Here is a 26020-nt window from a genome sequence, read left to right on the forward strand (position 1 = left end):
CGCGTAAAAAGTGCCTCGTTCGCGCATGAAACTGCGCGGGCGAAAAGAACCGTGCTGATGGCGCAAGCGGTAGCGAAAAAACGACGTCACCGGCGTACTCAACGACGTTGGCGATTGAGCCTGTCCGTCGATGGGTGCATTGTTGAACCTTGTCAGATGAGGGCGGTTCATGAAAAAGCGTGTCGCACTGGTGCTGGGCTCAGGTGGAGCCCGGGGCTACGCCCATATCGGTGTCATTGAAGAGATCGAACGGCGTGGCTACGACATCGCCTGCATCGCCGGTTGCTCGATGGGCGCGGTGGTCGGCGGGATTTATGCCGCCGGCAAACTCAACGAGTATCGTGACTGGATCGAAAGCCTGGATTACCTCGATGTGTTGCGCCTGGTGGACGTCAGTTTTCGCCTGGGGGCGATTCGCGGGGAGAAAGTCTTTGGCCAGATCCGCAAGATCGTCGGCGAGATCAATATCGAAGACCTGCGCATCCCTTACACGGCGGTGGCCACCGACCTGACCAACCAGCAGGAAATCTGGTTCCAGGCAGGCTGCCTGCACCAGGCCATTCGCGCCTCGGCGGCGATTCCCAGTTTGTTCACGCCGGTGATGCAGGGCAATCGCATGCTGGTCGATGGCGGCCTGCTGAACCCGCTGCCGATTGTGCCGGTAGTGTCGAGCCATTGTGATTTGATCATCGCGGTCAACCTCAACTCGACCAACCAGCGTCATTATCAACTGCCGGTGATCCAGCGTCCGGCGGCGTTCAAGTCGCGCTTCGATAACCTGATCAATTCCCTCGGCTCGAAGATGCCGTTCCGGCGCAAACAGGCTGAACAATTGCTGCTGCTGGAACAGGAGGCGTTGAAAGCCGAGGCGGCGGAAATCAATCCCTGGATCGAATCTGCCGAACCCGAAGCCCAGCAGCCCGCCGCTGCGCCGCAAGGCGAAGGTGCGCCGAAATCCGCTACGGGCTCGTTCATCATCGACAACGTTGGGCCGGCGTCTTTGCTGGACCTGATCAACCAGAGTTTCGAAGTGATGCAGACCTCGTTGGCGCAGTACAAGATTGCCGGGTATCCGCCGGATGTCTTGATCAACGTGCCGAAGCGCGTGTGCCGGTTTTTCGAGTTTTACAAAGCACCGGAGTTGATCGCGTTGGGACGGGAGATTGCGCGGGATACGATGGACCGGTATGAGAATGAGCAGAACTGAGAATCTGAAAATTCTCGGGTGACTGTCAGGACCTCATCGCGAGCAAGCTCGCTCCCACAGTGGTGGGTGTGATGCACATATTCCAGCTACACCCGAGAAACCTGTGGGAGCTGGCTTGCCAGCGATGAGGCCCGAAAAGACAACACAACATTCAAAGGTTGTTCTCGCTGATCAGTCGATACCCCACCCCCGCCTCGGTCACGATAAACCGCGGCTGAGTCGGATCATCTGCGAGTTTCTGGCGCAAATGCCCAACCACAATCCGCAGGTAATGACTGTCCTCGGTATGGGTCGGCCCCCAGATGTCCTTGAGCAATTGCTGCTGGGTGATGACCCGCCCCGGATGCCGCGCCAGTTGCGCCAGCACCGCGTACTCCTTGCGGGTCAGCGCGACTTCAACACCGTCGAGCAACACTCGGCGATACGCCAGGTCTACGGTCAGCGGGCCGAACGTCAGGGCCGCTTGCTGAGCCTCACCGGCCGGCGCCTGTCGCAACAACGCCCGAACGCGCGCGAGGAATTCCTGAATGCCAAACGGCTTGGTCACGTAATCGTTGGCGCCGCCATCCAGCGCTTCAACCTTCTGCCCTTCGCTGGCGCGCACCGACAGCACCAGCACCGGCACCGTCGACCATTCGCGAAACTCGCGCAGCACTTGCTGGCCGTCCATGTCCGGCAGCCCCAGGTCGAGCACCAGCAGATCGGGTTTGTTCAGCGCCGCTTGCGCCAAACCTTCGTTGCCAGTGCCGGCCTCCAGCACTTTGTAGCCCTGGGAGGCGAGGCTGATGCGCAGGAACTTGCGGATCTGCGGTTCGTCGTCGATGACCAAAATGGTCGCGGTCTGGCTCATGAGTTCACATCAACAAATAGAAGTGGCAAGAGAGTAGCGCAAGCGCGATCAGGCTTCACTTTCGTAGCCCGGTTGCGCCTGCAACGGCAGGTGCAAGGTGATGCAGGTGCCACGCCCTTCAATGCCATCGGCAACGCTGATCCGCCCACCATGGGCGCCGACCATGCCCTGACAAATCGCCAGCCCCAACCCCGTGCCCTGCCCGCCACGATCACCACGCGCGGCGGTGTAGAACATGTCGAAAATCTTCGCTCGCTCGTCCTCCGGAATCCCCGGGCCTTCATCGCTGACGGAAAAAAACAGCTCGCTGTCATCGGCCCCGGCGCGCACTTGCAGGCGTCCGTGAACCGGTGAAAACCGCGCGGCGTTTTCGATCACGTTGACCAGCGCCTGTTCGATCAATGCCGCATGCACGTACAGCAGCGGCAGCTCGGCCGGCACTTCGGTGCTGACCTGCAACGGCGCCAACACCGCGCGCAGGCGATTGAGCGAACTGCCGACGATATCGGCGGGCGACACCCAGTCCCGGGCCAGTTTCAGCGCGCCGTGACCGAGGCGGGTCATGTCCAGCAGGTTTTGGATGTAGCGGTCGAGACGCTCCGCTTCATCGCGGGTGCCTTCGAGCAGCTCGCGGCGATCCTCCAGCGGGATCGCTTCGCCGAGGGCCAGCAGGCTGTCGATGCTGCCACGCATGGAAGTCAGCGGCGTGCGCAAATCGTGGGACACCGAGGCCAGCAAGGCACTGCGCAGTTGCTCGGTTTCACCGTGCAGCCGCGCTGCTTCGAGGTCTTCGGCCAATTGTGCACGGGCCAGGGCCTGGGCCAATGGCTGGCTCAGCGCAGTCAGCAAACGCCGGCGCTGGCCGCTCAAGGTCTGGCCTTCTTTGGCGCAGACACCGAGCAACGCCAGCGGCCCATCTTCGACCGACAACGGCCACCACCACCAACGCCCGAACGGCAGCGTGCCGGTGCCGGCGCCCGCCGGCTGATCGTGTTGCCAGGCCCAATCGGCAGCGGCACGTTCGGCCTCGGAGAACTCCAGCGGACCGCCGGTTTCGACTTTCCAGCCACCCTGCCCGTCGCGGTTGAGCAGGCACAGTTGCAGATCGCTCCAACCATTCAAATGCTGGGCGGCGGCACTGACCACGGCCTGGCGGTCGGTGGCGGCGGTGAGTTTGCGCGACAGGTCGAGCAGTTCGGTGGTTTCTTCCTGTGTGTCGCGCAAAGCCTCCAGTTGTCGACGTTGCCGCGCGGCGAGGTTGCCGGTGAGCGCCGCCATCAGCAGGAAAAACAGCAACGTCAGGACGTCTTCTTCGCGCTGGATGGCGAACGAGAAGTTTGGCGGTATGAACAGAAAGTCGTAGGTCAGAAACGACAACGCCGCACAGGCCAGCGCCGGGCCAAGGCTGCTGCGCACCGCCACCAGCAACACGGCGGCAAGGAACACCAGGGAGATATTCGGCAGCGGCAAAACACTTGCCACTGCCCAGGCCAAAGCACTGGCCAAAACGGTTGCCACCAAGGCCAGCGCGTAGTCGAACCAGACCAGTGAATGCGCCGAACGCTGACGGGTTGCGGGCACTTCATGGTCGCTGTCGAGGACGTTGATTTCCAGCCCACGGGCATCGCGCAACAAGCGTGACGCCAGACCGCCGCCGAACACCCTTCGACGCAAACGCTGGCGCGACTGACCGACCAACACCAGGCTCGCGCGACGTTCGGCGGCGTGCTGGATCAGGGTTTTCGCCACCTCGCCGGCCCGCAGCAACACCACTTCGCCGCCGAGGCGCTCGGCCAGTTGCTGGGCGCTTTGCAGGCGCAGGCGCGATTGCTCGTCGCGCACGCTGCCGTTGTCCACATGCACCAGGCTCCACGGCAAATGCCGACGCTGGGCGACGCGGCTGGCGTGACGCACCAGACGTTCGGCCTGAGCATCGCCATCGACCCCGACCAACAAGCGACCGCGCACCGCAGGTGCCGCCTGGCCGAGTTGGCGATAACCCTGGGCCAGATCATCATCGACCTGAGCCGCAGCGGTTTGCATGGCCATTTCACGCAGGGCGGTGAGGTTGGTTTGCGTGAAGAACGCATCGATGGCCGCCCGCGCCTGCTCCGGCACGTAGACCTTGCCATCGCGCAGTCGCTCCAGCAATTCCCGGGGCGGCAGGTCGATCAGCAGCAGTTCGTAGGCTTCTTGCAGGACCCAGTCCGGCAGGGTTTCGCGGACCTGAACGCCAGTGATGCCGCGCACCTGGTCGTTAAGACTTTCCAGGTGCTGGACGTTAACCGTGGTGTACACGTCGATGCCGGCGGCCAGCAGTTCCTGGATATCTTGCCAACGCTTGGCGTGGCGACTGCCGGGGGCGTTGCTGTGGGCCAGCTCATCGACCAGCACCAGTTTCGGCTTGGCTTTGAGCAGGCCGTCGAGGTCCATCTCTTCAAGCATCACGCCACGGTATTCCGAGCGCACCAGCGGTTGTTGCGGCAAGCCACCGAGCAGCGCTTCGGTTTCGGCGCGGCCATGGGTTTCGACCACGCCAGCGATGATTTTCACACCCTGACGCAGTTGGGTGTGGGCCGCTTGCAGCATGGCGTAGGTCTTGCCGACACCCGGCGCGGCACCGAGGAACACCTTGAGCCGGCCACGGCCATCCCGAGGCAGATCTGCTAACAACGCATCGGCGCGGCCGGAGTCACTCATGCTTGATACTCTTTTTTCAGATGTTGATTAAGTGCCTGTGAGACCGTCTTCGCGAGCAAGCCCGCTCCCACATTTTGAAATGCATTCCAATGTGGGAGCGGGCTTGCTCGCGAATGGCCGCGCCACCGATTTACAGTTTTTCCAGCGCGATGTTCAACGCCAACACATTAACCACCGGTGGCCCCACCAATGGTCGCTCGATGTTTGCATTCATCAGTTGTTCAACCGTCGCCACCGGCAGGTTACGCGCAGCTGCAACACGCGCCAGTTGATAGGCAATCGCTGCCGGTGGCAAGTGTGGATCGAGGCCGCTGCCGGAGGTGGTCAGCATCGCCAACGGCACCGGGCCCTGGCCTGGCACGATCAGTTTGTTGGCATCGTCGATCACTCGAGTGGCCAGCGCCGGGTTGCTCGGCGAGAGGTTGCTGGCGCTGCTCGACACGGTGGCAAACGCACCTGCCGATGGTCGTGGATGGAACCAGGCGTCGCCGACGAAATCCTGGGCAATCAGCGACGAGCCACGGACCTTGCCGTCGGCGTCACGCACCAGGCTGCCATTGGCCTGGTCCGGGAAGGCGACCTGAGCCACGCCGGTGACCACCAAGGGGTAAGCGACGCCAGTGATCAGCGTCATCAGGACCAGCAGGCTCAGGGCCGGACGTATCATTGTGGACATTTCAAAATCCTCGAATTCGTTGGGCAAACGTTGGTGGGGTGTCAGGGGGATCTCTTCCCCCTCACCCCAGCCCTCTCCCCAAGGGGGCGAGGGGGAAAGGGAGCAGATCGTTGTGCTTCTCAGGACCGGAGTTCAGCTCGGTATCTCAGGTCGATGCACCTCTGAAAAACCACTCGGTCAGTCCCCTCTCCCTCCGGGAGAGGGTTAGGGTGAGGGGCTCTTCCAGCCTCAAACCAAATGCAACGCCGTCAACACCATGTCGATCGCCTTGATGCCCACGAACGGCACCAGAAGCCCGCCCAAGCCGTAGATCAGCAGGTTGCGACGCAGCAACGCCGCCGCACTCGCCGCCTGCACCCGCACGCCGCGCAGGGCCAGGGGAATCAGCACGACGATGATCAAGGCGTTGAACACAATCGCCGAGAGGATCGCGCTCTGCGGGCTGGTCAAATGCATGACGTTCAGCACACCGAGTTGCGGGTAGATCGAAGCGAACAGCGCCGGCAGGATGGCGAAGTACTTGGCCACGTCGTTGGCGATGGAGAAGGTCGTCAGCGCGCCGCGAGTCACCAGCAATTCCTTGCCGATCTGCACCACGTCCAGCAACTTCGTTGGGTCGCTGTCGAGGTCGACCATGTTCGCCGCCTCGCGTGCCGCTTGCGTCCCGTCGTTCATTGCCATGCCGACGTCTGCCTGGGCCAGGGCCGGGGCATCGTTGGCGCCGTCGCCGCACATGGCGACCAGACGACCGTCGTTTTGCTCGTGACGAATACGCGCCAGTTTTTTCTCCGGGGTGGCTTCGGCCAGCACGTCATCGACGCCCGCTTCAGCCGCAATCGCTGCAGCGGTCAGCGGGTTGTCGCCGGTCACCATGACGGTGCGAATCCCCAGTTTGCGCAGCTCGGCAAAACGCTCACGAATGCCAGGTTTGACCACGTCTTTCAGATGGATCGCACCGAGCAGTTTGCCTTCGGCGCAGACCAGCAACGGAGTGCCACCGCTCTGGGCGATCTTGTCGATTTCCCGGGACAGCGACGGCGCCAAATCAGCACGTTTCAGACCGACGAAGGCCAGCAATGAATCCACCGCGCCTTTGCGATACACGCGGCCTTGATGGTCGACACCGGACAGGCGAGTTTCGGCGCTGAACGGCACCGCCGTCAGCAGCTCAGGGCTTGGCTCTGGCTGCGGATGCAGGCCACGCAGGTACTCGACGATGGATTTGCCTTCAGCCGTGTCGTCGGCCAGCGAGGCAAACAACGCACCTTCGGCCAGTTCCTTGGCGGTAACACCCGGTGCCGCGTAAACGGCGGTGCAACGACGGTTACCGAAGGTGATGGTGCCGGTCTTGTCGAGCAGCAGGACGTGCACGTCCCCCGCTGCTTCCACCGCGCGACCGGACTTGGCGATCACGTTCAGGCGCACCAGACGATCCATCCCGGCGATACCGATGGCGGAAAGCAGGCCGCCGATGGTGGTCGGAATCAGCGTGACCAACAACGCCACCAGGAACACCAGCGGCAGGCTGCCGTTGGCGAAGTGGGCGAACGGTTGCAGGGTGACGACCACCAGCAGGAAGATCAGCGTCAGGCCGATCAGCAGGATGTCGAGCGCCACTTCGTTCGGGGTTTTCTGACGTTTGGCGCCTTCGACCAGAGCGATCATGCGATCGAGGGTCGACTCGCCAGGGTTGGCAGTAATGCGTATCAGCAGCCAGTCGGAGACCAGGCGGGTGTTGCCGGTGACGGCCGAACGGTCACCGCCGGACTCACGAATCACCGGCGCGGACTCACCGGTAATTGCCGCTTCGTTGACCGCCGCGATGCCTTCAATCACCTCGCCGTCACCGGGGATCATTTCCCCGGCTTCGACGCGCACCACATCATCCTTGCGCAGGCTGGTGGCCGGCACCACTTGAAAGGTGCCGTTGGAGGTTTTGCGGCGGGCACTCAAGCCTTCGCTGCCGGCCTTGAGGCTGTCGGCGCGGGCCTTGCCCCGACCTTCGGCCAAGGCTTCGGCGAAGTTCGCGAACAGCACGGTAAACCACAGCCACAGCGCGATTTGCGCCGCGACGAAGGTCGGCACGCTGCCGTCGGGAATGAAGCACAGCACGGTGGTCAGGATGGCGGTCAGTTCGACCACCAGCATCACCGGCGCACGCTGCAATTGCCGAGGGTCGAGCTTGACGAAGGCTTGCACCAGCGCCGGGCGCCACAGGGCCGACATCGCAGTTTTCGGTTGTTCCGGCGCCTTGACGATCACCGGTTTATTTACGGGCATATTCATTCATTGATTCCTTAGAAGCCCATGCTCAAGTGTTCGGCAATCGGACCCAGCGCCAACGTCGGCAAGAAGGTCAGGCCACCCACGAGCAAAATGGTCACAGTCAACAAGGTCACGAACAACGGGCCATGCGTCGGGAAGCTGTTCTGGCCAATCGGTGCGGTTTTCTTCATCGCCAGGCTGCCGGCCAATGCCAGAACCGGGAGGATGTAACCGAAGCGACCGATCAACATGCCAAGACCGAGCATCAGGTTGTGGAACGGGGTGTTGGCACTCAGACCGCCGAATGCCGAACCGTTGTTGGCACTGGCCGAGGTGTAGGCGTACAGCAACTGACTGAAACCATGCGGGCCAGGGTTACTGATGGCACCGGCAGGTCCCGGCAGGCTGGCGGCGATTGCACCCAGCACCAGCACGCCGACCGGCATCACCAGCAAGGTCACGACCAACAATTGCACTTCCTTGGCTTGAAGTTTCTTGCCGAGGTATTCCGGTGTGCGGCCGATCATCAGGCCGGCGAGGAACACCGCGATCAACACGTTCAGCAACATGCCGTAGAGCCCGGCACCGACGCCGCCGAAGATCACTTCGCCGACCATCATGTTGACCAGTGCGACCATGCCGCTCAGCGGGTTAAGGCTGTCATGCATGCCGTTGACCGAACCGTTGGACGCCGCGGTGGTAGTCACCGACCAGAGCACGGTGGCGGTGGTACCGAAGCGCGCTTCCTTGCCTTCCAGCGGTGCGGTCTGTTCGACGGCAGCGTTGGCCAGCGCAGGGTTGGGTTGGTATTCAGCCCACATCGACGTCGCGCCGCCGATCAGGAACAGCGCCAGCATGCAGGCGATGATCGCGCGGCTCTGACGCAGGTCTTTCACGTAATGACCGAAGGTGAACACCAGGGCGACCGGGATCAGGATGATCGAACCCATTTCAAACAGGTTGCTCCAGGCAGTCGGGTTCTCGAACGGATGCGCCGAGTTCACGCCGAAGAAGCCACCACCGTTGGTGCCCAGTTGCTTGATCGCAATCTGGCTGGCGGCCGGGCCAAGCGGGATCACTTGATCGACGCCTTGCATGGTCACGGCATTCACGTAGTGCGCGAAGGTTTGTGGCACGCCCTGCCAGACCAGATACAGCGCCAGCAGCAAGCAGATTGGCAGCAGGCCGTAGAGGGTGGCACGGGTCATGTCGACCCAGAAGTTACCCAAGGTCTTGGTGGACTTGCGACCGATACCGCGGCACAGGGCAACCAGCACGGCGAGGCCGGTGGCGGCGCTGACGAAGTTCTGCACGGTGAGGCCGGCCATCTGACTCAGGTAGCTCAAGGACGCTTCACCGCTGTAGGACTGCCAGTTGGTGTTGGTCATGAAGCTGATGGCGGTGTTGAACGCCAGCGTCCACTCTTGACCCGGCAGGTTTTGCGGGTTGAGCGGCAAGTGGTCCTGGAACAACAGGATCGCGAACAACAGCAAGAAGCCCGCAAGGTTGAAGGCGAGCAAGGCCAGGGTGTATTTCTGCCAGCTCTGTTCTGCCTGCGGGTCTACCCCGGCTACGCGATAACAGCCGCGCTCCACCGGGCCAAGGATCGGTGACAGCCAAGTGCGCTGCCCCTCCATCACCTTGTAGTAAAAACGCCCCAGAAACGGTGCCGGAATCAGCACCAGGGCGAAGAAGGCCAGGATCAGCCAATAGTCATAACTGTGCATAGCCGCTCCTAGTTCCGATCCGCGCGCAACAGCGCAACCAACAGATAAATGAACAGCCCCACTGCCAGTAGCAGTGACACCCCGTCCAGAACGCTCATGGAAGTTCTCCGTGTTACGGCGTATTGCCGCGTGTGGAGTCATTGTCCGCAGGGTGGCTGTAAAGGAACGAGACCGAGGGGTGTGACGGGGCATAAAGAAAGCGTAAAGAGTGGCTTTATGCCGGCGTTACAGCGGGGTTGGGGCGGACGCCATCGCGAGCAAGCTCGCTCCCACAGGGATCGGTGTTGTTTGGGCGAACGCATTCCAACTGTGGGAGCGAGCTTGCTCGCGATGGCGGCATAAATGACGACACCGCCCCCAACTGGCGCACAAAAACAGGCCATCGCGCGGCGATCATCCCCGATACGACAGCTTTCACCCCTTTACGACGCACAAATACAAAATGGCACGCCCACTGCAAAGCCCTCCCCCGAGCTTTCCAAACCGTTCAGGGAGCAACGCATGAACACACAACTCAAACCCACGCTGGGCACGCTGCACTTGTGGGGCATCGCCGTCGGGCTGGTGATTTCCGGTGAGTACTTTGGCTGGAGTTACGGCTGGGGCGTGGCCGGGACATTGGGCTTTCTGGTGACTTCCTTTATGGTCGCCACCATGTACACCTGCTTCATCTTCAGCTTCACCGAACTGACCACGGCGATTCCCCATGCCGGCGGTCCCTTTGCCTACAGCCGCCGCGCCTTTGGCGAGAAAGGCGGATTGATCGCCGGGATGGCGACACTGATCGAATTTGTCTTCGCCCCGCCCGCGATCGCCTTGGCGATTGGCGCGTACCTGAATGTGCAGTTTCCAGCGCTTGATCCGAAACACGCAGCCGTCGGCGCCTACATCGTGTTTATGGGCCTGAACATCCTCGGAGTGAAACTGGCGGCGACGTTCGAACTGGTGGTCTGCGTATTGGCCGTGGCCGAACTGCTGGTGTTTATGGGCGTGGTCGCCCCGGCGTTCAGCTTCAGCAACTTTGCCCTTAACGGCTGGGCCGGTTCCGATGTGTTCAGCATGCCGGCGATTGCCGGGATGTTTGCGGCGATCCCGTTTGCGATCTGGTTTTTCCTGGCCATCGAAGGCGCGGCAATGGCGGCCGAAGAAGCCAAGGACCCGAAACGCACGATTCCGAAAGCCTACATCAGCGGTATCCTGACCCTGGTGCTGCTGGCCATGGGCGTGATGTTCTTTGCCGGTGGCGTCGGTGACTGGCGCACCCTGTCGAACATCAACGACCCGCTACCGCAAGCGATGAAAGCGGTGGTTGGCGAAAGCTCCGGCTGGTTGCACATGCTGGTGTGGATTGGTCTGTTCGGTTTGGTGGCGAGTTTCCACGGGATCATTCTTGGCTACTCGCGGCAGTTCTTTGCCCTTGCTCGGGCCGGTTACTTGCCGAAATCCCTGGCCAAGCTGTCACGCTTCCAAACCCCGCACCGGGCGATTATTGCCGGCGGCCTGATCGGCATCGCAGCGATTTACAGCGACGGCTTGATCAACCTCGGCGGCATGACGCTGACGGCGGCGATGATCACCATCGCGGTGTTCGGCGCGATTGTGATGTACATCATGAGCATGCTCAGCCTGTTCAAACTGCGTAAAACCGAGCCGAACCTGGAACGGACTTTCCGCGCGCCGTGCTATCCGCTGGTGCCGATGATTGCGCTGGTGCTGGCGGTGGTGTGCCTGGTGGCGATGGCCTGGTTCAACGCATTGATCGGGGTGATCTTCCTCGGCTTCATGGCGGTGGGATTCGTGTACTTCATGCTCACCGGTCAACTTCGCGCCAACGCCCCGGCCGACGCCATGCTCACGGGCCAGTAACCGCTCATGTAGGAGCTGCCGAAGGCTGCGATCTGTTGACTTTGTTTTTTAGAAACAAGATCAAAAGATCGCAGCCTGCGGCAGCTCCTACAGGGAATTAGGGTGCAGCAGGGATATCGGGCCTAGAATGGAACCACTGCGAAGTCACTTCGCTCAAAAGTGGTAAGCAGCATCGCACGACGAAAATCTCGTCTGTCGATCTGCCATTTAAGGAGAGCCCTATGCCCTGGTATGCCTGGTTGATTCTGGTCGTTGCAATCGGCTCGATCGTTGGTGGTTTGATGATGTTGCGCGACACCGCCACCAAGGTCGATATGACCGAAGAGCAACGTAAACGCGTCGCCGAACGCAATGCGGAAATGGATGCCAAGGAAGCGCAGGACCGCTAAACGAAAAACCCCGCCTAATCGGCGGGGTTTGTGTTTTATCGCGACATTGGACTTATCTGCATGCTTTTTAGAAGTAGAAGTACAGTCACCATTCAACATTCATTGGTTAATATGGCGCATTGTTGTGGAGAATAAAGATGCGTTACTCGCAGGACCATAAAGCCCAGACCCACCAACGCATCATCAAGGAAGCATCAGCACGCTTTCGCCGCGACGGTATCGGTGCGACTGGCTTGCAACCGCTGATGAAAGCGCTGGGCCTTACCCATGGCGGCTTTTACTCACACTTCAAATCCAAGGACGAGTTGGTAGAGAAAGCTCTGCAAGAGGCGGGATCGCAACTCGATGCCCACTGTGCAATGTTGTTCTCTGAAGCGCTTCCGCTGGCGGCGTTCATCGACAGCTATCTGTCCGAATGGCACTACACCTCGCCACACGAAGGTTGTCCGCTGCCCACCATGTGTTCAGAGCTCGGCTTGCGCGGCCAGCCAAGTCCGACCACCGACGCAGTGCTCAACGCTCGTATGGAACAAGTGCAAAACACTTTGGGTGGTGAGTCTGCCGCCGACCGCAGCATCGTCATCATGGCAACCCTGGTCGGCGCGCTGGTGCTCGCACGCAGTGTCGAAAATCCGCAATTGGCCCAGCGAATTCTCGACGTTACACGCACTTATCTCAAACAGGATGAGGACTAGTCCTGCCAGCGCTTGAACAACACGCTGGCATTCACCCCGCCAAAACCGAAGCCGTTGGATAACGCATATTCGATCGGTATCTGGCGCGCCTTGCCATGGACAATGTCCACTCCTTTGCTCGCTGGATCCGGATTGTCGAAGTTAAGTGTCGCAGGCACGATCTGATCACGAATCGCCAACAGCGTGAAAATCGCTTCCAGGCCTCCGGCAGCACCGAGCAAATGCCCGGTGGCCGATTTGGTCGAGGTCACCGCAATCTGGTTCTCCTCACCGAACACACTTTTGATCGCCGCCAGTTCCCCCAGATCACCGACCGGGGTAGAAGTGGCGTGAGCATTGAGATGTTGCACCTGATCCGGCGTGATACCGGCCTGAGCCAGAGCCAGCTCCATCGCGCGCCTTGCTCCACTACCATCTTCGGGCCCGGCAGTCAGGTGATAGGCGTCGGCACTGGTGCCATAGCCGACCAGTTCGGCCAGTGGCTGCGCGCCACGAGCCAGTGCATGTTCGAGGGATTCGATCACTAGCAGACCGGCGCCCTCGCCCATCACAAAGCCGTCGCGTCCACTGTCGAACGGACGTGAAGCGCGCTCGGGAGTCTCGTTGTAGCCACTGGACAATGCCCGGGCAGCCGCAAATCCGGCGAGACTGACTCGATCAATCGCCGCTTCCGCCCCGCCGCACACGGCAATGTCGGCCTCACCGGCGCGAATCAATCGCGCCGCATCGCCAATCGCTTGAACACCAGCAGCGCACGCCGTCACTGGTGCGCCCAAAGGTCCCTTGAGACCGTGCTGAATAGACACGTGTCCTGCCGCGAGATTGACCAGAAAGGACGGAATGGTGAACGGTGACAGACGCCGAGGGCCGCGACTGTCGGTAGTCCGCACGGCGTCGGCAATCGCGCCGAAACCGCCGACACCGGAGCCGATGATCGTCGCTGTACGTTCCTGGTGTTTGCTCTCTGACGGATGCCAGCCTGCCTGCTCCAGTGCCTGCCGGGCAGCCTCCATGGCAAACAGAATGAAGCGGTCCATCTTCTTCTGCTCTTTAGGCGGCGTGGCACGATCCGGATCGAAACCCGCCTCGGCATCATCTTCCAACGTCGGCACCGCACCGCCAACCTTCGTCGGCAAATCAGCAATCACCGCTTCCGGCAAGTTACGTATTCCCGAACGCCCGGCCAACAAACGCTGCCAGACGACTTCGACATCACTGCCCAAGGGTGAAACCAGACCCATGCCCGTGACAACTATTCGACGCTGATCCATACCCCGGTTACCTCTGCTCAATTGGCTTGTATTACTTGTAGCGTTGGGCTGCTGAACGGTGTGAAAGGTTCGGCGCCAGGACGTGGCGCGCGGCCATGAATGCCTGCCAGTCAGCCGCATCAGGCAGAGAAGGGATGGTGATCAACTCACCCTGGTCCAGACCAGCCAAAGCAGCGTCGACCATTTCCCCTGCTTCCATGACCATTTCCGCCGGTATGCCACTGGCGTCGATACCGGAACGCTCCCAGATTTCGGTGCGTGTTACCCCAGGCAACACCGCTTGAACCTGGACCCCGGTGCCATTGAGTTCAGTGTTCAATGACTGAGTCAGACTCAGAACATACGCCTTGCTGGCGCTGTAAGTCGCGTTGAACCGCTCAGGGAACAAGGCGACTACCGACGCGATATTGATGATCGTCCCTCGCCCAGCCTTGGTAAAACTGGCGGCTGCGGCCGAGGCCAATCGTGTAACCGTGGTGACGTTGAGCTGAATCAGGCGCTCCAGTTGCTCCATATCGGCGTTGGCCAACAAACCATCGGCCGCGACGCCGGCGTTGTTGAGCAACAGGCTGATGCTGGAATCACTGCGCAGGCGTTGCTCGAGTTTGAGCACTTCTTCCTTTTGCGTCAGGTCTGCCTTGAGCACTTCGACCTGCACCCCATGAGCATCGCGCAGCTTGGCCGCAGCGCTCTCCAGACGGGCCTTATCACGAGCGACCAACAGTAGATTAAAACCACGCGCAGCAAGCCGCTCGGCGTATATCGCACCAATGCCGGATGATGCGCCGGTGACCACAGCCGTACCTTGGGATTTTGCCGAATTCATGCCAGTACTCCTGAAAATGCTTGAGATGAACAGGCCACTGAGGAAAAAGAGGAATCAGCGGCGACAATTTATTATAGGCATAATCCAAAGCTAATATGATAGTCGTAATTTTTTACTCTCCGATGAACGCGTATAAAACCAATCGGACTCGATATGCACTGCCGAAACAAAAAAGGCCGGTCAATGACCGGCCTAATGGCTTAACGAAACAGCTTAGTTCACTTCGAGCTTTTCACGATTACGATCCAGGATCGCCTTGCCGATCCCCTTCACTTCCAGCAATTCGTCCACTGATGCGAACGGCCCGTTTGTTTCACGATATGCAACAATCGCTTTTGCCTTGGCCTCCCCAACGCCGGACAACTCTTTCTGCAAGGTCGTCGCGTCAGCGTCGTTGAGATCGATTTTTTCCTTCGAGGAAGTGGCTGCCACCTCCATCACCAGCGGCGCCTTAGGCATTTCCGTCGGTGCAGCCGGCGCGGCAACCGCCGAAATAGAGGCGCTGGTGAACAGGGCAAAAATCAGCGAGTAGAAGTAACCGGTACGCATAAAGTGACGCTCCATCATCATTTGAGAAAGCAGCTTTTCCGAAGCTACCTCTCAAAAGTAGGTCATGGCTGGCGCAAGTCAAAAATGCGTGCGTTACAGGATGTGAAACAATCAGGGCTCGAGGCGGCGCTGCTGATAAATCCAGTCCACGATCTCCCCATCTGGCGCATAGCCACTAACTGTATCGCGCAGGAGCTGACGAACGCGGGAATAGTCATCATCCTCCACAGCAGCCAACAAGTCCGTTAGTCGAATCTTGAGAGTGTCCCATGGCACATGGTCTTCATTTGCGCTCATGATCATCGGATGAGGGGTGGCAGACACGTTATCGCCGATCAGCAACTCCTCGAAAAGCTTTTCGCCAGGACGCAAGCCGGTGAACTCGATAGCAATATCACCGTGAACGTTTTTCTCAGAGCGAACACTCAACCCCGACAGATGAATCATTTTCTCCGCCAGCTCGACGATCTTAACCGGCTCCCCCATATCCAGCACAAATACGTCGCCGCCCCGCCCCATCGAGCCAGCCTGGATAACCAGCTGCGCAGCCTCGGGGATAGTCATGAAGTACCGGGTGATTTTAGGGTGAGTAACGGTCAGCGGCCCGCCCGACTTGATCTGACTGTGAAACAGCGGTATCACAGACCCCGAAGACCCCAGAACATTGCCAAATCGAACCATCGTGAAGCGTGTCTTGTTGACCCGGGAGACATTCCTCTTTTCACCGAACAACACCGGAGCCAATTCCCGGCTCAGCGCCTGCAACGTCAGCTCGGCGAGTCGCTTGGTGCTGCCCATCACATTGGTCGGGCGCACGGCCTTGTCAGTCGAGATGAGCACGAAGTTCGAGACTCCGGCCTGCAGCGCAGCCTGTGCCGTATTGAGGGTACCGATGACATTATTGAGCACGCCTTCGGCAATATTGTGCTCGACCATCGGCACATGCTTGTAAGCGGCAGCGTGATAAACAGTATCTACGTTCCAGGTTTTCATCACGTCCAGCAACTTGTGTGGATCGCGAATTGACCCAAGGATCGGGAGCAATCGGACCGGGACGGATTCGCGGCACCCACGCTGCTCCAGTTCCGACAGGATGCTGTACAGATTGAATTCGCTGTGTTCGAACAGCAAAAGCGTGGTCGGCTGCAAAGAAAATATCTGTCGGCAGAGTTCCGAACCGATGGATCCCCCTGCCCCAGTGACCATCACCGTCTTACCCTTGATGCAGCGTTCCAGCAGATCCGGCTGAGCCGGCACCGCGTCACGCCCCAACAAGTCGGCGATATCGACTTCCTGAATGTCTTCGACCTTTACCTGGCCGCTGGCCAGGTCGGTAAAGTTGGGAACACTGCGCACATGCAGCGGAAAACCTTCCAGAAAATTGAGTATCTCCCTGCGTCGGGCACGGGTGGAAGAAGGCAAGGCCAGCAAAATCTCCTGTGCCCCCGTAAGGTCGATCATCTGCTGAATATGCTTTGGCTTATAGACCTGAAGTCCGGAAATAGACCGATCGGCAATACTCGAATCGTCATCAATAAAGGCCACTGGACGCATGACACGCCCCATGCGCAAGGCTGCGACCAACTGATTGCCCGCCACTCCCGCTCCGTAGATCGCCACTTTGGTCAGGCCATCATCGCGATTGGTGAAAGGCACATGCTGGGTTGCCGAAAACCAGTCGCCCATGAAGTACTGGCGCATACACAGTCGTAGCCCACCGATGATCACAAGGCTGAGCCACCAGTAATTGAAAATGATCGAGCGCGGCACAACCGCTTCGTGATTGCTGTACCAGTAGACGACCAATGCCAGAATGAGAGATGACAGACTGACTGCCTTAATGATGACCACAAGCGCGTCGTTGCCGAAATAGCGCATGACCGCCCTGTACATCCCAAAGCGGATAAAAAGCGGAACGGCGATAACCGGGGCACAGACAAACAACCAGAGATGGACCCGGAGGGGATTGACCATTTCGTCAATGCCCAAGCGCACGATGAAAGCGAGCCAGAGCGCGACCCAAACGAGAACGACGTCAGTCAATACCTGTATCAACCGTTTCTGGCGCCGTGGAAGAGCCAGCAATTTGCTCCGCAATCTATCCATACGTTCCTGTACCAATCTGGCCTCCTCCTTCATTAGGTCTGATGAATCGCATTGTACGTAGGTAGCGATCACGGTTACACAAAATAGTAGAGCTCATCCCCGCCTGACGAAATCTATCTCTGCACCCCACGCCCTCGCCAGACAGCTGCACGTTAAAGGGCCAGGCAGGTGCTCCGCCTCGATCACCAAGGTATACTCCGCAGCCAAAATGCATATCACGCATCCGTCGAGACCAATGGAACGGCCTTTCAGAATCCATCGCATTGATGCCACACAAATTTCCTCGAAACTCTAAAACTGTACATTTAAAAAGCTTTCAGGATTGACTCATTCGGCATCGCCATAGAAAAACTTCTCCAGTGGCACAGCAACATTCAAAAAAGCGATTATCGACCAACAACCGAAAACAACTACCGCATTGAAAAGTGAGCAAAAGCGATGCAGATAGCGTCCAGAATAAAACTGAAGATCATCGCAAAGATAATACTCTTTGCTTGCATTCTTACACCTGCCATTGCTTGGCTTTTACTCAAGACTTCACTTTCTACGCCAACGCTGTCAATACACACTGGAGTGTACCCAGCTGACCAATCCCAGTTATTTTATCAGCATGGCGAAGCATTCAGCGAAAGCAATTCTTCCGTCGTGAAGTTCAACAAATCAACACAGTCATTTGACTTTCCGCTGCCTTCTTACGATTACAGCAATCTTCGCTGGGACCCACTGGAAAAATCCGGTACTTTTGACATCAAGTCAATTCGCCTCAGCTTTATGGGCTACCGAACCAACGTTAGTTTTGAAAACGTTATTCCGTTCGCAGAAGTCGAGGAAACTGTCAGAGAAAAAAGTCGGATTCACTATATCGTTCCAAAGGGTGCAACGGACCCGCAGATACATATCCATATCAACAGTTTAGTCATAGAGAAACTGCGAACGATTACGACGTTTTTTGTGTCGGCGATTCTAGCCCTGCTGATTGCCATCTGGACAACTTCGCACAAATCCATTATGGAGTTTGCACAGCGTGATCATCTATTTATCAGAAAGATAAGAACGCATCTTGCGAACGAGCAATTCTCTCTGCAGGAATTCACCAAACTACTCGGCATAGGAATATTTCTAAACATTGTTCCCATCGTTAACTTCTTTCTGTCTATTGATGACGAAGCAGGTGCGTTCCGGACGGATCCCTCTATCTGGATTGCAGATGGACGCTGGACAGCATTTATCGTAGAAAAATTTATCTTCACCCAACCGGTGATGCCTTTTGTTCCCAACCTGTTCTTCTACGTCTGCCTCGCCGCATCATACATGTTCATCCTTCGCGCCTACCAGTTGCGCTTTTCCTGGACTACTGCGCTTGCGTACGGTGTTTTGATTGCCCATCCGATCTGGTGGTTCATTGCAGAGTTCTATTCCAATACGCCTTCCACAGGCTTAGGAATTCTTAGCCTTTCGATTGCAACGTACATCACCATGAAGATAGGAGCCCACGATCGCGTTGGCGCCAAAAAAATCATCCCACTGCTGGGGGCAAGCGGCTTTATCGCTATTGCTATTGGCGCATATCAATCGTTGGTGATGTTTTATCTCGTCGCCGCAATTGGCGCCGTAATTTTTGAATTTCAGAACAAACAATCCACTGCCTTGGTTCGTAGAAGCATTCCACTGAAAAGAATAATGTACTTGATAGTGGCACTGATTATGGGCCTCATCATCTATGTGATCATCAACAAATTTGCGCAATCTTTTCTCCCTTCAAACGGGGCATACATAAACAGTTTCCTGCGAATCGATGACCTCCTTGCTGACCCCGCTGGAATCAGTAAAGCTGTACTGAATGAAATGTGGAAAATTTACACGGGATCAGGTGAAAGCTATGGCGTTACTTATCTCGGGTCAGCTGCTGCCCTGGGACTTGCCATCTTCTTCCTGATACATCAGAAAACAGTTAAATCAACGATCTGGATTGCAGCTTGCATATCCGCACTGTTGGTTGCTCCATTTCTGCTTCACTTTGTAACAGGTGCCGTGTATCTGCCTTTGCGATCAATGCTGGGCGTTTCTCTGGTCATCTGGATTGCGGTCGTAGTTATCCTGCAAAAGAAAGGTATTCTGCGAGGTATCGGAGTAGCGGTCACACTGATCCTGCTTTTCCAAATGGTATCGGTCAACGGACAATATTCCGCAAGCACGATTATGGCGACAACCCATGACCGGCTGACAGCAGAGGCGATCTATTCAAGAATCGCTCAATTGAACCCCGATTTCGACAGAGACACCGTAGCGACACTTGATATCTACGGCCGCCTCCCCTTCAAAAGCCATTATCCAGCACCGCTCACTTCAACCATGAGCGCTTCATTCTTTGATTGGGATGACGGAAACCTGAATAGAATGGTTACCTATATGCAGTTAATCGGTTTCAATAATGTTGAAGAACTGGACATGGAGTCCAGAATCTCGTTGACGCCGCAATTTGAAGACATGCCAATTTGGCCAGCGAAAGACTCGGTCCAATTCAAGAACGGGATATATTATATAAAGCTCAGCAAGACTCCCGACCCTATCCATGCCAAATACTATAAAAGCAGTTGAACAACATGGCAGTCATAGCTTTTTTGAATAAATAAAAAGCCTGCACCCTGAAGGGCGCAGGCTAGGCCGCCCGTAGACTTTACGTAGAGAGCGGGCTATCTACCTGGCAAAGTACTTAGCCGCTCAATGGGAAAATACTTGCGCTTTAACTTTAGGGCCCGACGCCCAAGTTCGAGTCCAAACTTCTCCACCGTCTCGAACAAACCGTAACAAACGAGCAGCAAGATTATAGCAGTGATTAATTTTGCCGAACCCCCATCAAATCCTAGCTTTTCAACAGGAAGCAATATATAAGCCCACAACCAGTTATGAAAAAGATATACGGAGTATGTCAAATTGGACAACAAGCGTAGCAAAGAGCTATCGACCAGGCGATCACGAAATAATAATGCAAATACAAATATCAGAATTGATATAAAAGCATAGTTATTTTCTTTCCAGTTCGGATGAAGCTGAGTAATCAAATCAACAAACATAAAAAACAGAGCGCCACAAACCAGCAAACATGCCAATACACCAATTTTCCTGCTTTGCGCCAGATAAATGCTCGAACCCATGAAGAGAAACGATGTATACAGACTTAAATAACCATCACTCCAACCGTAGCCTGTAGGAAACGCGGGCAAATAATAAAGCATCACTCCGAGGGCAAGATAAATAACAGGAAGAATTTTCTGCCCGCGAAATGCACCTGCCATTTTTAAAAAGCACATCAAAACATAAAATAGGACTTCAATACGTAAAGTCCACTCAACACCTGCCAGGCTGTAAGGAGTGCCAAAAAAATCACCAAGCAATAGTATTCGTGGCAGCATGACATGAAGTTCAGGTAACGGCGTACCATAGACTGCCAAGCCGAAAAACTGCTCTGCAATTACTGCAAATACGTACAGTGGATAGATTCGAAAAAATCGCTTTATCAAAAAGTCCGCAGGCACCTCGGACTGAAGCACATGAGTGATGATATACCCCGACGTCATAAAGAATACAACAACGCCCGCGGCTCCACCCTCGCACAGCGGAATCAACAATTCTCCAAGACGCCTGAGTGCAATATGATTTTCCGGATTAGATGCAAGAGCAATCACGCCTTCAAAAAACTTATGCCCAATCAAGACGCTCACAAAAGCGAAAACTCTCATGTAGTCTAAAAAAACGATTCTTCCCTTCATTGACTCGGGCATCGGTATATCCTGCATTTATAGCTCCAGCACCATATTATTAGTTGCTTTTACAATACCCATCGGACACTTTATTATCGCCCAACAAATACCCAATGACTAAGAGCATAAGTAAGCGGAAGAGACAACACCACGACTACCAATGGCGCAAACTCTGGATAAAACGCAAACTTAGCAACGAGAACCCAAAGCACAACCATCCCAAACAAATACTGCGCTACATAAACGAGCGGGAGATAAAGAACAGACTTAAGCCCCCTATCACTCTTAAACACGAGAAACCTACCCAAAAAAAATGCGAAAATTATTCCGCACAAATAGCTGATGGTATAGCTCCATGAATAGGGAACCACCAGCAGCAATACGAGGTATAATCCGTATGTCACCCCTGTATTCAAACCGCCACTTAGCAGAAATCTGAAAGCGCTGTACTTCATCAGCTTTTCGAATAACATGTTAATCATCAACATCTTGTTTTTTTCTAAAAGAAACTGATCGTAGTTCCGGATATAATCCTCTGAATCATAATAATGAGATGCAAAAACCAACAAAACCGCATCTGCTGAATACTTGTATTGAACCCCCACGTCATCGCTGGCAGGTAAAGTCCAAGCGAATGCGAGTCGAGCAAGAATTCCTGCCGCTGAACCCCATTGTCAGCCACGACATGAACACTTCCCTTCACGGCAATCAAGAACTGCTCGCATTTACGATGGGCGTGCTCCCCTCTGGTTTCCGCTGTAGGTACGTTTGTCACCAGAAAGTATCGCTTCACCGCAAATGGGACATCGCGTTCGAATTCACCCACCGACAGCCCACCGCGGATATCAACGGCTTCCAGCATGCGATGTAGCGTTACACCACATGGATATACCTCAGATGTACCAACAAGAGCAGGGCCTTCGACATGCTGACCATCATTTGGCTTGGCATCCACATAGCCGATAATCTTGGCCGGGTTACCTACCACGATCGCATTGGGAGGCACAGAACGAGTGACCACGGCTCCGGCACCAACCATTGCTGACTTCCCGATGGTAATACCTGGCAAGATGGTTGAGTTCGCTCCCAGCGAGGCACCGCTCTTGATCAATGTTCTTGCAAACTCCTGAGGATATACTTTGCTGCGAGGGAATATATCGTTTGTAAACGTCACATTAGGACCGACAAAAACATCATCTTCGATCGTAATGCCATCCCAGACCTGAACCCCACATTTCAGAGTGACGCGAGACCCGATGTGTACATCATTTTCGATGAAAACATTATCGCAAACATTGCAGTCGTTACCGATGGACGCTCCCGGTAAAACATGGGCGAATGCCCATATCCTTGTACCATGACCTACTTTAGAGCTCTCACAGATTGCTCGCTCATGAACAAAAAACTCAACAGAACTACTCATCTCGAACTCCAAACTCCGAAATCTTCATAGGAATCGCCAATGGCCGACCTTTCGTATTCTCGTAGGTTCGCCAAGCGTACGAGCCAATGATCCCCAATCCGAGCAAATTTAAACTGCCAAGCAAAGTTATTGTAAACAGGGTCATGGCGTAACCCGGAACATCAATAAGGCCGCCCATACGCGCAATCAATACACTGACACCGTATAGTGCAGATAGTACTGAGCCCGTAGCGCCTATTCGAATAAGCAGTCGTATTGGCAAATCTGTAAATGAAAATACACTATCCATCAGATAGTTAACTTTCTTCCTGAAGGTCCATGCTGATGTTCCATGCTGCCTGGCAACTCGACTGTAATAGACAACTTTTCGCCGAAAACCCAGCCAGAATATCTGAGCCACCAAAGAACTATGTCGTTCATCGAGCTTCAGCAGATTATTTCTGAAATCGAGATTGCAGCCAAACATATCAACACCACCCGCCGGCATTTCGGGGATGACATAACGCTTGTAAAGTCCCCAAAAAACCTTTGAAGCCAACTTCGAAAAAAAGGATCCTGACGGCTCTCACGAACCCCTACAACAACGTCTACAGACTCCTCTTTTAGCATCTGATTCATACTTAAGACAAGGCTTGGCGGCTCCTGCAAATCTGCAGCCATTACGGCGAATCGACATCCCTTGGCATGTTGCAGCCCGGTCCTGATGGCCATAAAAGAGCCGAAATTCTTAGATAGCAGTATCAGTTGCGAACGAAAATCGTGACTGGCTAGAAGACTTTGTAGCAACTCATATGATTTGTCAGGGCTGCCATCAACAACAAAGACAACCTCAAGTGAGTCCAGTAATTTTGAGCGAATATCTTCGATTGCATCCAGCAGAAAAGGAATCGATTCCTCGTTTCGATAGACAGGAATAATCAGCGATAGCACATTAATTTTCCTGCTCGAAGAATTTCTTAACAGTATTGATTACTCTCTCGACTTCTTCAGAAGTCAAGCCTGGAGTAGCAAGGCAAGGAAACAACTTCAGTACAAGTCTTCTCAGTGACGGGCAAGTCACATTCTGCCTCATACTTATAAGCGTGCTGCCGATGATCAGGGACAGGATAATGAACATCCGTGGCGACACCATGTTGTTTGAGATAAGCGATGAACGAATCACGCTTGGCTACTCGCAAAACGAACAGGTGACTAACGAAATCAACCCCGGTACTACAAGGTAGCTTTACAGGCAGACCTAAAAATGAATTGCAATACCGCTGGGCAATCGAACGCCGTTCAGCATTCCAACCATCGAGCTTAGGGAGTTTCAAACGAAGTATCGCGGCCTGCATCTCATCTAATCGACTGTTGCGACCGCCAGGAGTCGTTACATGATACTTGGTCGACCATCCATACTGTCGCAGCGTGGATAATTTTTGCGCCAGATCGTAAGACGAGGTAACAATCGCACCACCATCACCCAACGCGCCAAGATTTTTTGTCGGATAAAAGCTAAAGCATGCTGCGTCCCCAAAAGCACCCGCCATCCCGTCAGCAGATCTCGCGCCATGGGCTTGAGCACAGTCCTCAAGCACAAGGGCATTCCTCGAGCGCGCGATGGAAGCCAGAGTCTGAACATCGCTCAACTGCCCATAGAGATGGGTGACGATTACCACCTTAGCATCAACGTTCAGGGCTTTTTCGAGCGAAACCGGGCACATCGTTAGGGTAACGTCGTCGACATCCACATAAACAGGTATCGCACCGACAGCATGAATGGCGGTACTGCTGTAGAAACCTGCGTTGGCAACAGTGACAACACGATCACCTGGCTCGACTCCCAGCGCCAGCAACGCTATCTCAAGAGCTTCCGATCCATTCGCTACCGAAACACAGTGATCGGTCCCAACGTAATCGGCAAACTCACGCTCAAAGGCCTTCACTTCCTCTCCGAGAATGTACCAATGCCGATTAATGACCCGCATAATCGGCTCGGCAAAATCAAGCCCGGCATTGGCCGCAACTGCTGAGAACAACGAGATTTGGTGATTTGCGTCCATGATTCATCCAGTTTTTTGGCTACCGAGAATAGGTATGCGGCGCACGAAAGCGATGTCGCGAAGGGAATGTCTCAAGGGCATCGCGGCACGACTGTTAACGTAAGGGCATAAGGCTTGCATAATGCCACAAAATGTCCTCTGCAAACAGTGTTGGGGCGCCTTCACTTCTTCAAGAATCATCGTGAGAAAGCTCCGGATCACATCTCATGACGGGCGGACGGCCCGGAATACTTGGTAAATGATAAAAATAAGGTACAATAAACGACATTAGTTAATACAAACCTCATCAAAAACTATCAATTCTCCGGATATAAAGTGATTACAGCAGACAAAAAAATCGCTGTTTTAATTCCCAGCTATAAAGTCAAAGAACATATTCTCGGGGTCATTTCGGCTATTGGCCCTGAAGTTGATACTATCTATGTAATTGACGACTGCTGCCCCGTTGAGTCTGGTAAGTTTGTCGAAGCAAACTGTTCCGACCCTCGCGTTCGAGTGCTTAGAAATCCTGAAAATCAGGGTGTTGGCGGTGCAATGATGACTGGCTATCGAGCCGCCATCGCCGATGGTATGGACGTAATGGTTAAAATCGATGGCGACGGACAGATGGATCCATCCTTAATAACCCATTTCACCGACCCTATCCTGTCTGGTGAGGCTGATTATACCAAGGGCAATAGATTCTTCGATCTGGAAGAAATACGTGCAATGCCTAAAATGCGTCTATTTGGCAATGCTGTACTATCTTTCATGACCAAGTTTTCCTCCGGTTACTGGGAACTGTTTGATCCCACTAATGGCTACACTGCAATTCACCGGGACGCAGCCCGACACTTACCATTTGACAAAATCAGTAAACGCTATTTTTTTGAAACTGACATACTGTTTCGTCTGAACATACTCCGCGCAGTAGTGATAGATATCCCTATGGACGCCAAGTACGGCGACGAAGTCAGTAACTTAAAAATATCGAAAATTGTCGGTGAGTTTCTACTCAAGCATATCAGAAATTTTGGAAAGCGAATTTTCTACAGCTACTACCTACGAAACATGTCGGTGGCATCTCTGGAGCTTCCCATGGGGGTCATTATGTTGGCCGGGGGAGGAATATTCGGCTTGAGTCATTGGATTGACTCGATAAACTCAGGTATTCCCACGCCAGCCGGCACAGTCATGTTATCTGCGCTGCCAATTATTGTCGGCATCCAATTTATCCTGGCTTTTCTCGGGCACGATATCGCTTCCACCCCGAGACGTGCATTTCACCTGAACAAGAAAGGCGCCAATGCCGCTACACTTGCAAAAAGCGAAAATAATTGATGATTTATTTTATAGCAATTCTCTGTGTAGTCGGCATCGCAACGGGCCAGATACTCTTCAAACTGAGTGCAGCCTCACTGCAGAGGACGGGTAGTTTCTTTGACCCCAGTACAATATTCATTATTTTCTGGGCTTTGGCGCTCTATGGAATCACCACCATTGCGTGGATCTGGGTTCTGCAAAAAATCGAGCTTGGGAAAGCGTATCCTCTAATGGCGCTTGCCTTTGTGCTTGTTCCTATTGGCAGCCATTTCTTCTTGGGAGAAAGATTCCAGCTTCAATACTTCATCGGAGTTGCTTTGATCGTTTCCGGCATCGCAGTTGCTCTTAAAACGTGAAGCGCTTAC

The 26020-nt window shown here is 55.2% G+C and carries 20 protein-coding genes and 2 pseudogenes; 7 read left to right on the forward strand and 15 right to left on the reverse strand.

All coding sequences use genetic code 11. The features are described 5' to 3' along the window. Window positions 1-169 precede the first annotated feature (169 nt). Complete coding sequence (locus tag JFT87_RS24370) at window positions 170-1207, forward strand: patatin-like phospholipase family protein (RefSeq protein WP_201191347.1); 1038 nt, start codon at window positions 170-172, stop codon at window positions 1205-1207. Window positions 1208-1358: 151 nt separating this feature from the next. Here the strand turns inward: JFT87_RS24370 and JFT87_RS24375 are convergent, their stop codons facing one another. The 6 genes from JFT87_RS24375 to kdpF form a co-directional block, all read right to left on the reverse strand. Next, window positions 1359-2057 (reverse strand): response regulator, encoded by a 699-nt coding sequence (locus JFT87_RS24375; RefSeq protein ID WP_201205551.1) that lies wholly within the window; start codon window positions 2055-2057, stop codon window positions 1359-1361. A gap of 48 nt (window positions 2058-2105) precedes the next feature. After that, window positions 2106-4757, reverse strand: coding sequence for a sensor histidine kinase (locus JFT87_RS24380; protein WP_201205553.1), 2652 nt, complete (start codon window positions 4755-4757; stop codon window positions 2106-2108). Between the two features lie 130 nt (window positions 4758-4887). Beyond that, on the reverse strand, window positions 4888-5433 hold the full coding sequence (gene kdpC / locus JFT87_RS24385) for a potassium-transporting ATPase subunit KdpC (protein WP_201205555.1): 546 nt from the start codon (window positions 5431-5433) through the stop codon (window positions 4888-4890). 228 nt (window positions 5434-5661) lie between these two features. Further along, window positions 5662-7719: a potassium-transporting ATPase subunit KdpB gene (gene kdpB / locus JFT87_RS24390; RefSeq protein WP_201205557.1), complete on the reverse strand. Its 2058-nt coding sequence runs from the start codon at window positions 7717-7719 to the stop codon at window positions 5662-5664. Window positions 7720-7730: 11 nt separating this feature from the next. Next, on the reverse strand, window positions 7731-9425 hold the full coding sequence (gene kdpA / locus JFT87_RS24395) for a potassium-transporting ATPase subunit KdpA (protein ID WP_201205559.1): 1695 nt from the start codon (window positions 9423-9425) through the stop codon (window positions 7731-7733). A gap of 8 nt (window positions 9426-9433) precedes the next feature. Next, on the reverse strand, window positions 9434-9523 hold the full coding sequence (kdpF, locus tag JFT87_RS24400; protein WP_007899818.1) for a K(+)-transporting ATPase subunit F: 90 nt from the start codon (window positions 9521-9523) through the stop codon (window positions 9434-9436). 403 nt (window positions 9524-9926) lie between these two features. Here kdpF and eat point away from each other — a divergent pair, with 403 nt between their 5' ends. From eat to JFT87_RS24415, 3 genes are all read left to right on the forward strand, one after another. Beyond that, the gene (eat, locus tag JFT87_RS24405) at window positions 9927-11291 is read left to right on the forward strand and encodes an ethanolamine permease (protein WP_201205561.1); all 1365 of its coding nucleotides are present in this window, start codon (window positions 9927-9929) and stop codon (window positions 11289-11291) included. A gap of 221 nt (window positions 11292-11512) precedes the next feature. Continuing rightward, entirely contained in the window at window positions 11513-11680 is a 168-nt protein-coding gene (locus JFT87_RS24410) for a DUF2897 family protein (protein ID WP_123406749.1), read from the forward strand. 137 nt (window positions 11681-11817) lie between these two features. Further along, window positions 11818-12375, forward strand: a complete 558-nt coding sequence (locus JFT87_RS24415; protein ID WP_201205563.1) for a TetR/AcrR family transcriptional regulator — start codon at window positions 11818-11820, stop codon at window positions 12373-12375. Here JFT87_RS24415 and fabF read toward each other — a convergent pair. The 4 genes from fabF to JFT87_RS24435 all read right to left on the reverse strand — a co-directional run bounded on the left by fabF (window position 12372) and on the right by JFT87_RS24435 (window position 17127). Continuing rightward, entirely contained in the window at window positions 12372-13646 is a 1275-nt protein-coding gene (gene fabF, locus JFT87_RS24420; RefSeq protein ID WP_201205566.1) for a beta-ketoacyl-ACP synthase II, read from the reverse strand. The two genes, JFT87_RS24415 and fabF, sit on opposite strands and share 4 nt — an antisense overlap. A 31-nt stretch (window positions 13647-13677) precedes the next feature. Beyond that, entirely contained in the window at window positions 13678-14472 is a 795-nt protein-coding gene (locus JFT87_RS24425; protein ID WP_201205569.1) for an SDR family NAD(P)-dependent oxidoreductase, read from the reverse strand. A gap of 213 nt (window positions 14473-14685) precedes the next feature. Beyond that, complete coding sequence (locus JFT87_RS24430; RefSeq protein WP_201205570.1) at window positions 14686-15021, reverse strand: ComEA family DNA-binding protein; 336 nt, start codon at window positions 15019-15021, stop codon at window positions 14686-14688. Between the two features lie 111 nt (window positions 15022-15132). Beyond that, complete coding sequence (locus tag JFT87_RS24435; protein WP_201206741.1) at window positions 15133-17127, reverse strand: polysaccharide biosynthesis protein; 1995 nt, start codon at window positions 17125-17127, stop codon at window positions 15133-15135. Between the two features lie 438 nt (window positions 17128-17565). On the opposite strand from JFT87_RS24435, the gene JFT87_RS24440 reads away from it, so the two are divergent. Continuing rightward, entirely contained in the window at window positions 17566-19725 is a 2160-nt protein-coding gene (locus JFT87_RS24440; RefSeq protein WP_201205573.1) for a glucosyltransferase domain-containing protein, read from the forward strand. 95 nt (window positions 19726-19820) lie between these two features. On the opposite strand, the gene JFT87_RS24445 is transcribed toward JFT87_RS24440, so the two are convergent. The 5 genes and pseudogenes from JFT87_RS24445 to JFT87_RS24465 form a co-directional block, all read right to left on the reverse strand. Continuing rightward, window positions 19821-20924, reverse strand: coding sequence for an acyltransferase family protein (locus JFT87_RS24445; protein WP_201205575.1), 1104 nt, complete (start codon window positions 20922-20924; stop codon window positions 19821-19823). Window positions 20925-20980: 56 nt separating this feature from the next. Next, window positions 20981-21376 (reverse strand): GtrA family protein, encoded by a 396-nt coding sequence (locus tag JFT87_RS24450; protein ID WP_446739746.1) that lies wholly within the window; start codon window positions 21374-21376, stop codon window positions 20981-20983. 69 nt (window positions 21377-21445) lie between these two features. Beyond that, a pseudogene (locus JFT87_RS24455) lies at window positions 21446-22311 on the reverse strand (WxcM-like domain-containing protein); the annotation flags it as partial. Next, window positions 22304-23247 (reverse strand): annotated as a pseudogene (locus tag JFT87_RS24460) (glycosyltransferase family 2 protein). The pseudogenes JFT87_RS24455 and JFT87_RS24460, both read right to left, overlap by 8 nt. Window positions 23248-23297: 50 nt before the next feature. After that, a complete protein-coding gene (locus JFT87_RS24465) occupies window positions 23298-24353 on the reverse strand; it encodes a DegT/DnrJ/EryC1/StrS family aminotransferase (RefSeq protein WP_242487343.1) in 1056 nt (351 codons plus the stop codon). A gap of 315 nt (window positions 24354-24668) precedes the next feature. On the opposite strand from JFT87_RS24465, the gene JFT87_RS24470 reads away from it, so the two are divergent. Together JFT87_RS24470 and JFT87_RS24475 are read left to right on the forward strand one after the other, a co-directional pair. Continuing rightward, window positions 24669-25673 carry a glycosyltransferase gene (locus JFT87_RS24470; RefSeq protein WP_201205577.1) on the forward strand — a complete coding sequence of 335 codons (1005 nt, stop codon included), beginning with the start codon at window positions 24669-24671 and terminating at the stop codon, window positions 25671-25673. Beyond that, window positions 25673-26011 (forward strand): EamA family transporter, encoded by a 339-nt coding sequence (locus JFT87_RS24475; RefSeq protein ID WP_201205579.1) that lies wholly within the window; start codon window positions 25673-25675, stop codon window positions 26009-26011. The genes JFT87_RS24470 and JFT87_RS24475 overlap by 1 nt, the downstream gene beginning before the upstream one ends. Window positions 26012-26020: the final 9 nt, after the last annotated feature.

It is taken from the genome of Pseudomonas sp. TH15 (assembly GCF_016651105.1).
GTDB lineage: Bacteria > Pseudomonadota > Gammaproteobacteria > Pseudomonadales > Pseudomonadaceae > Aquipseudomonas.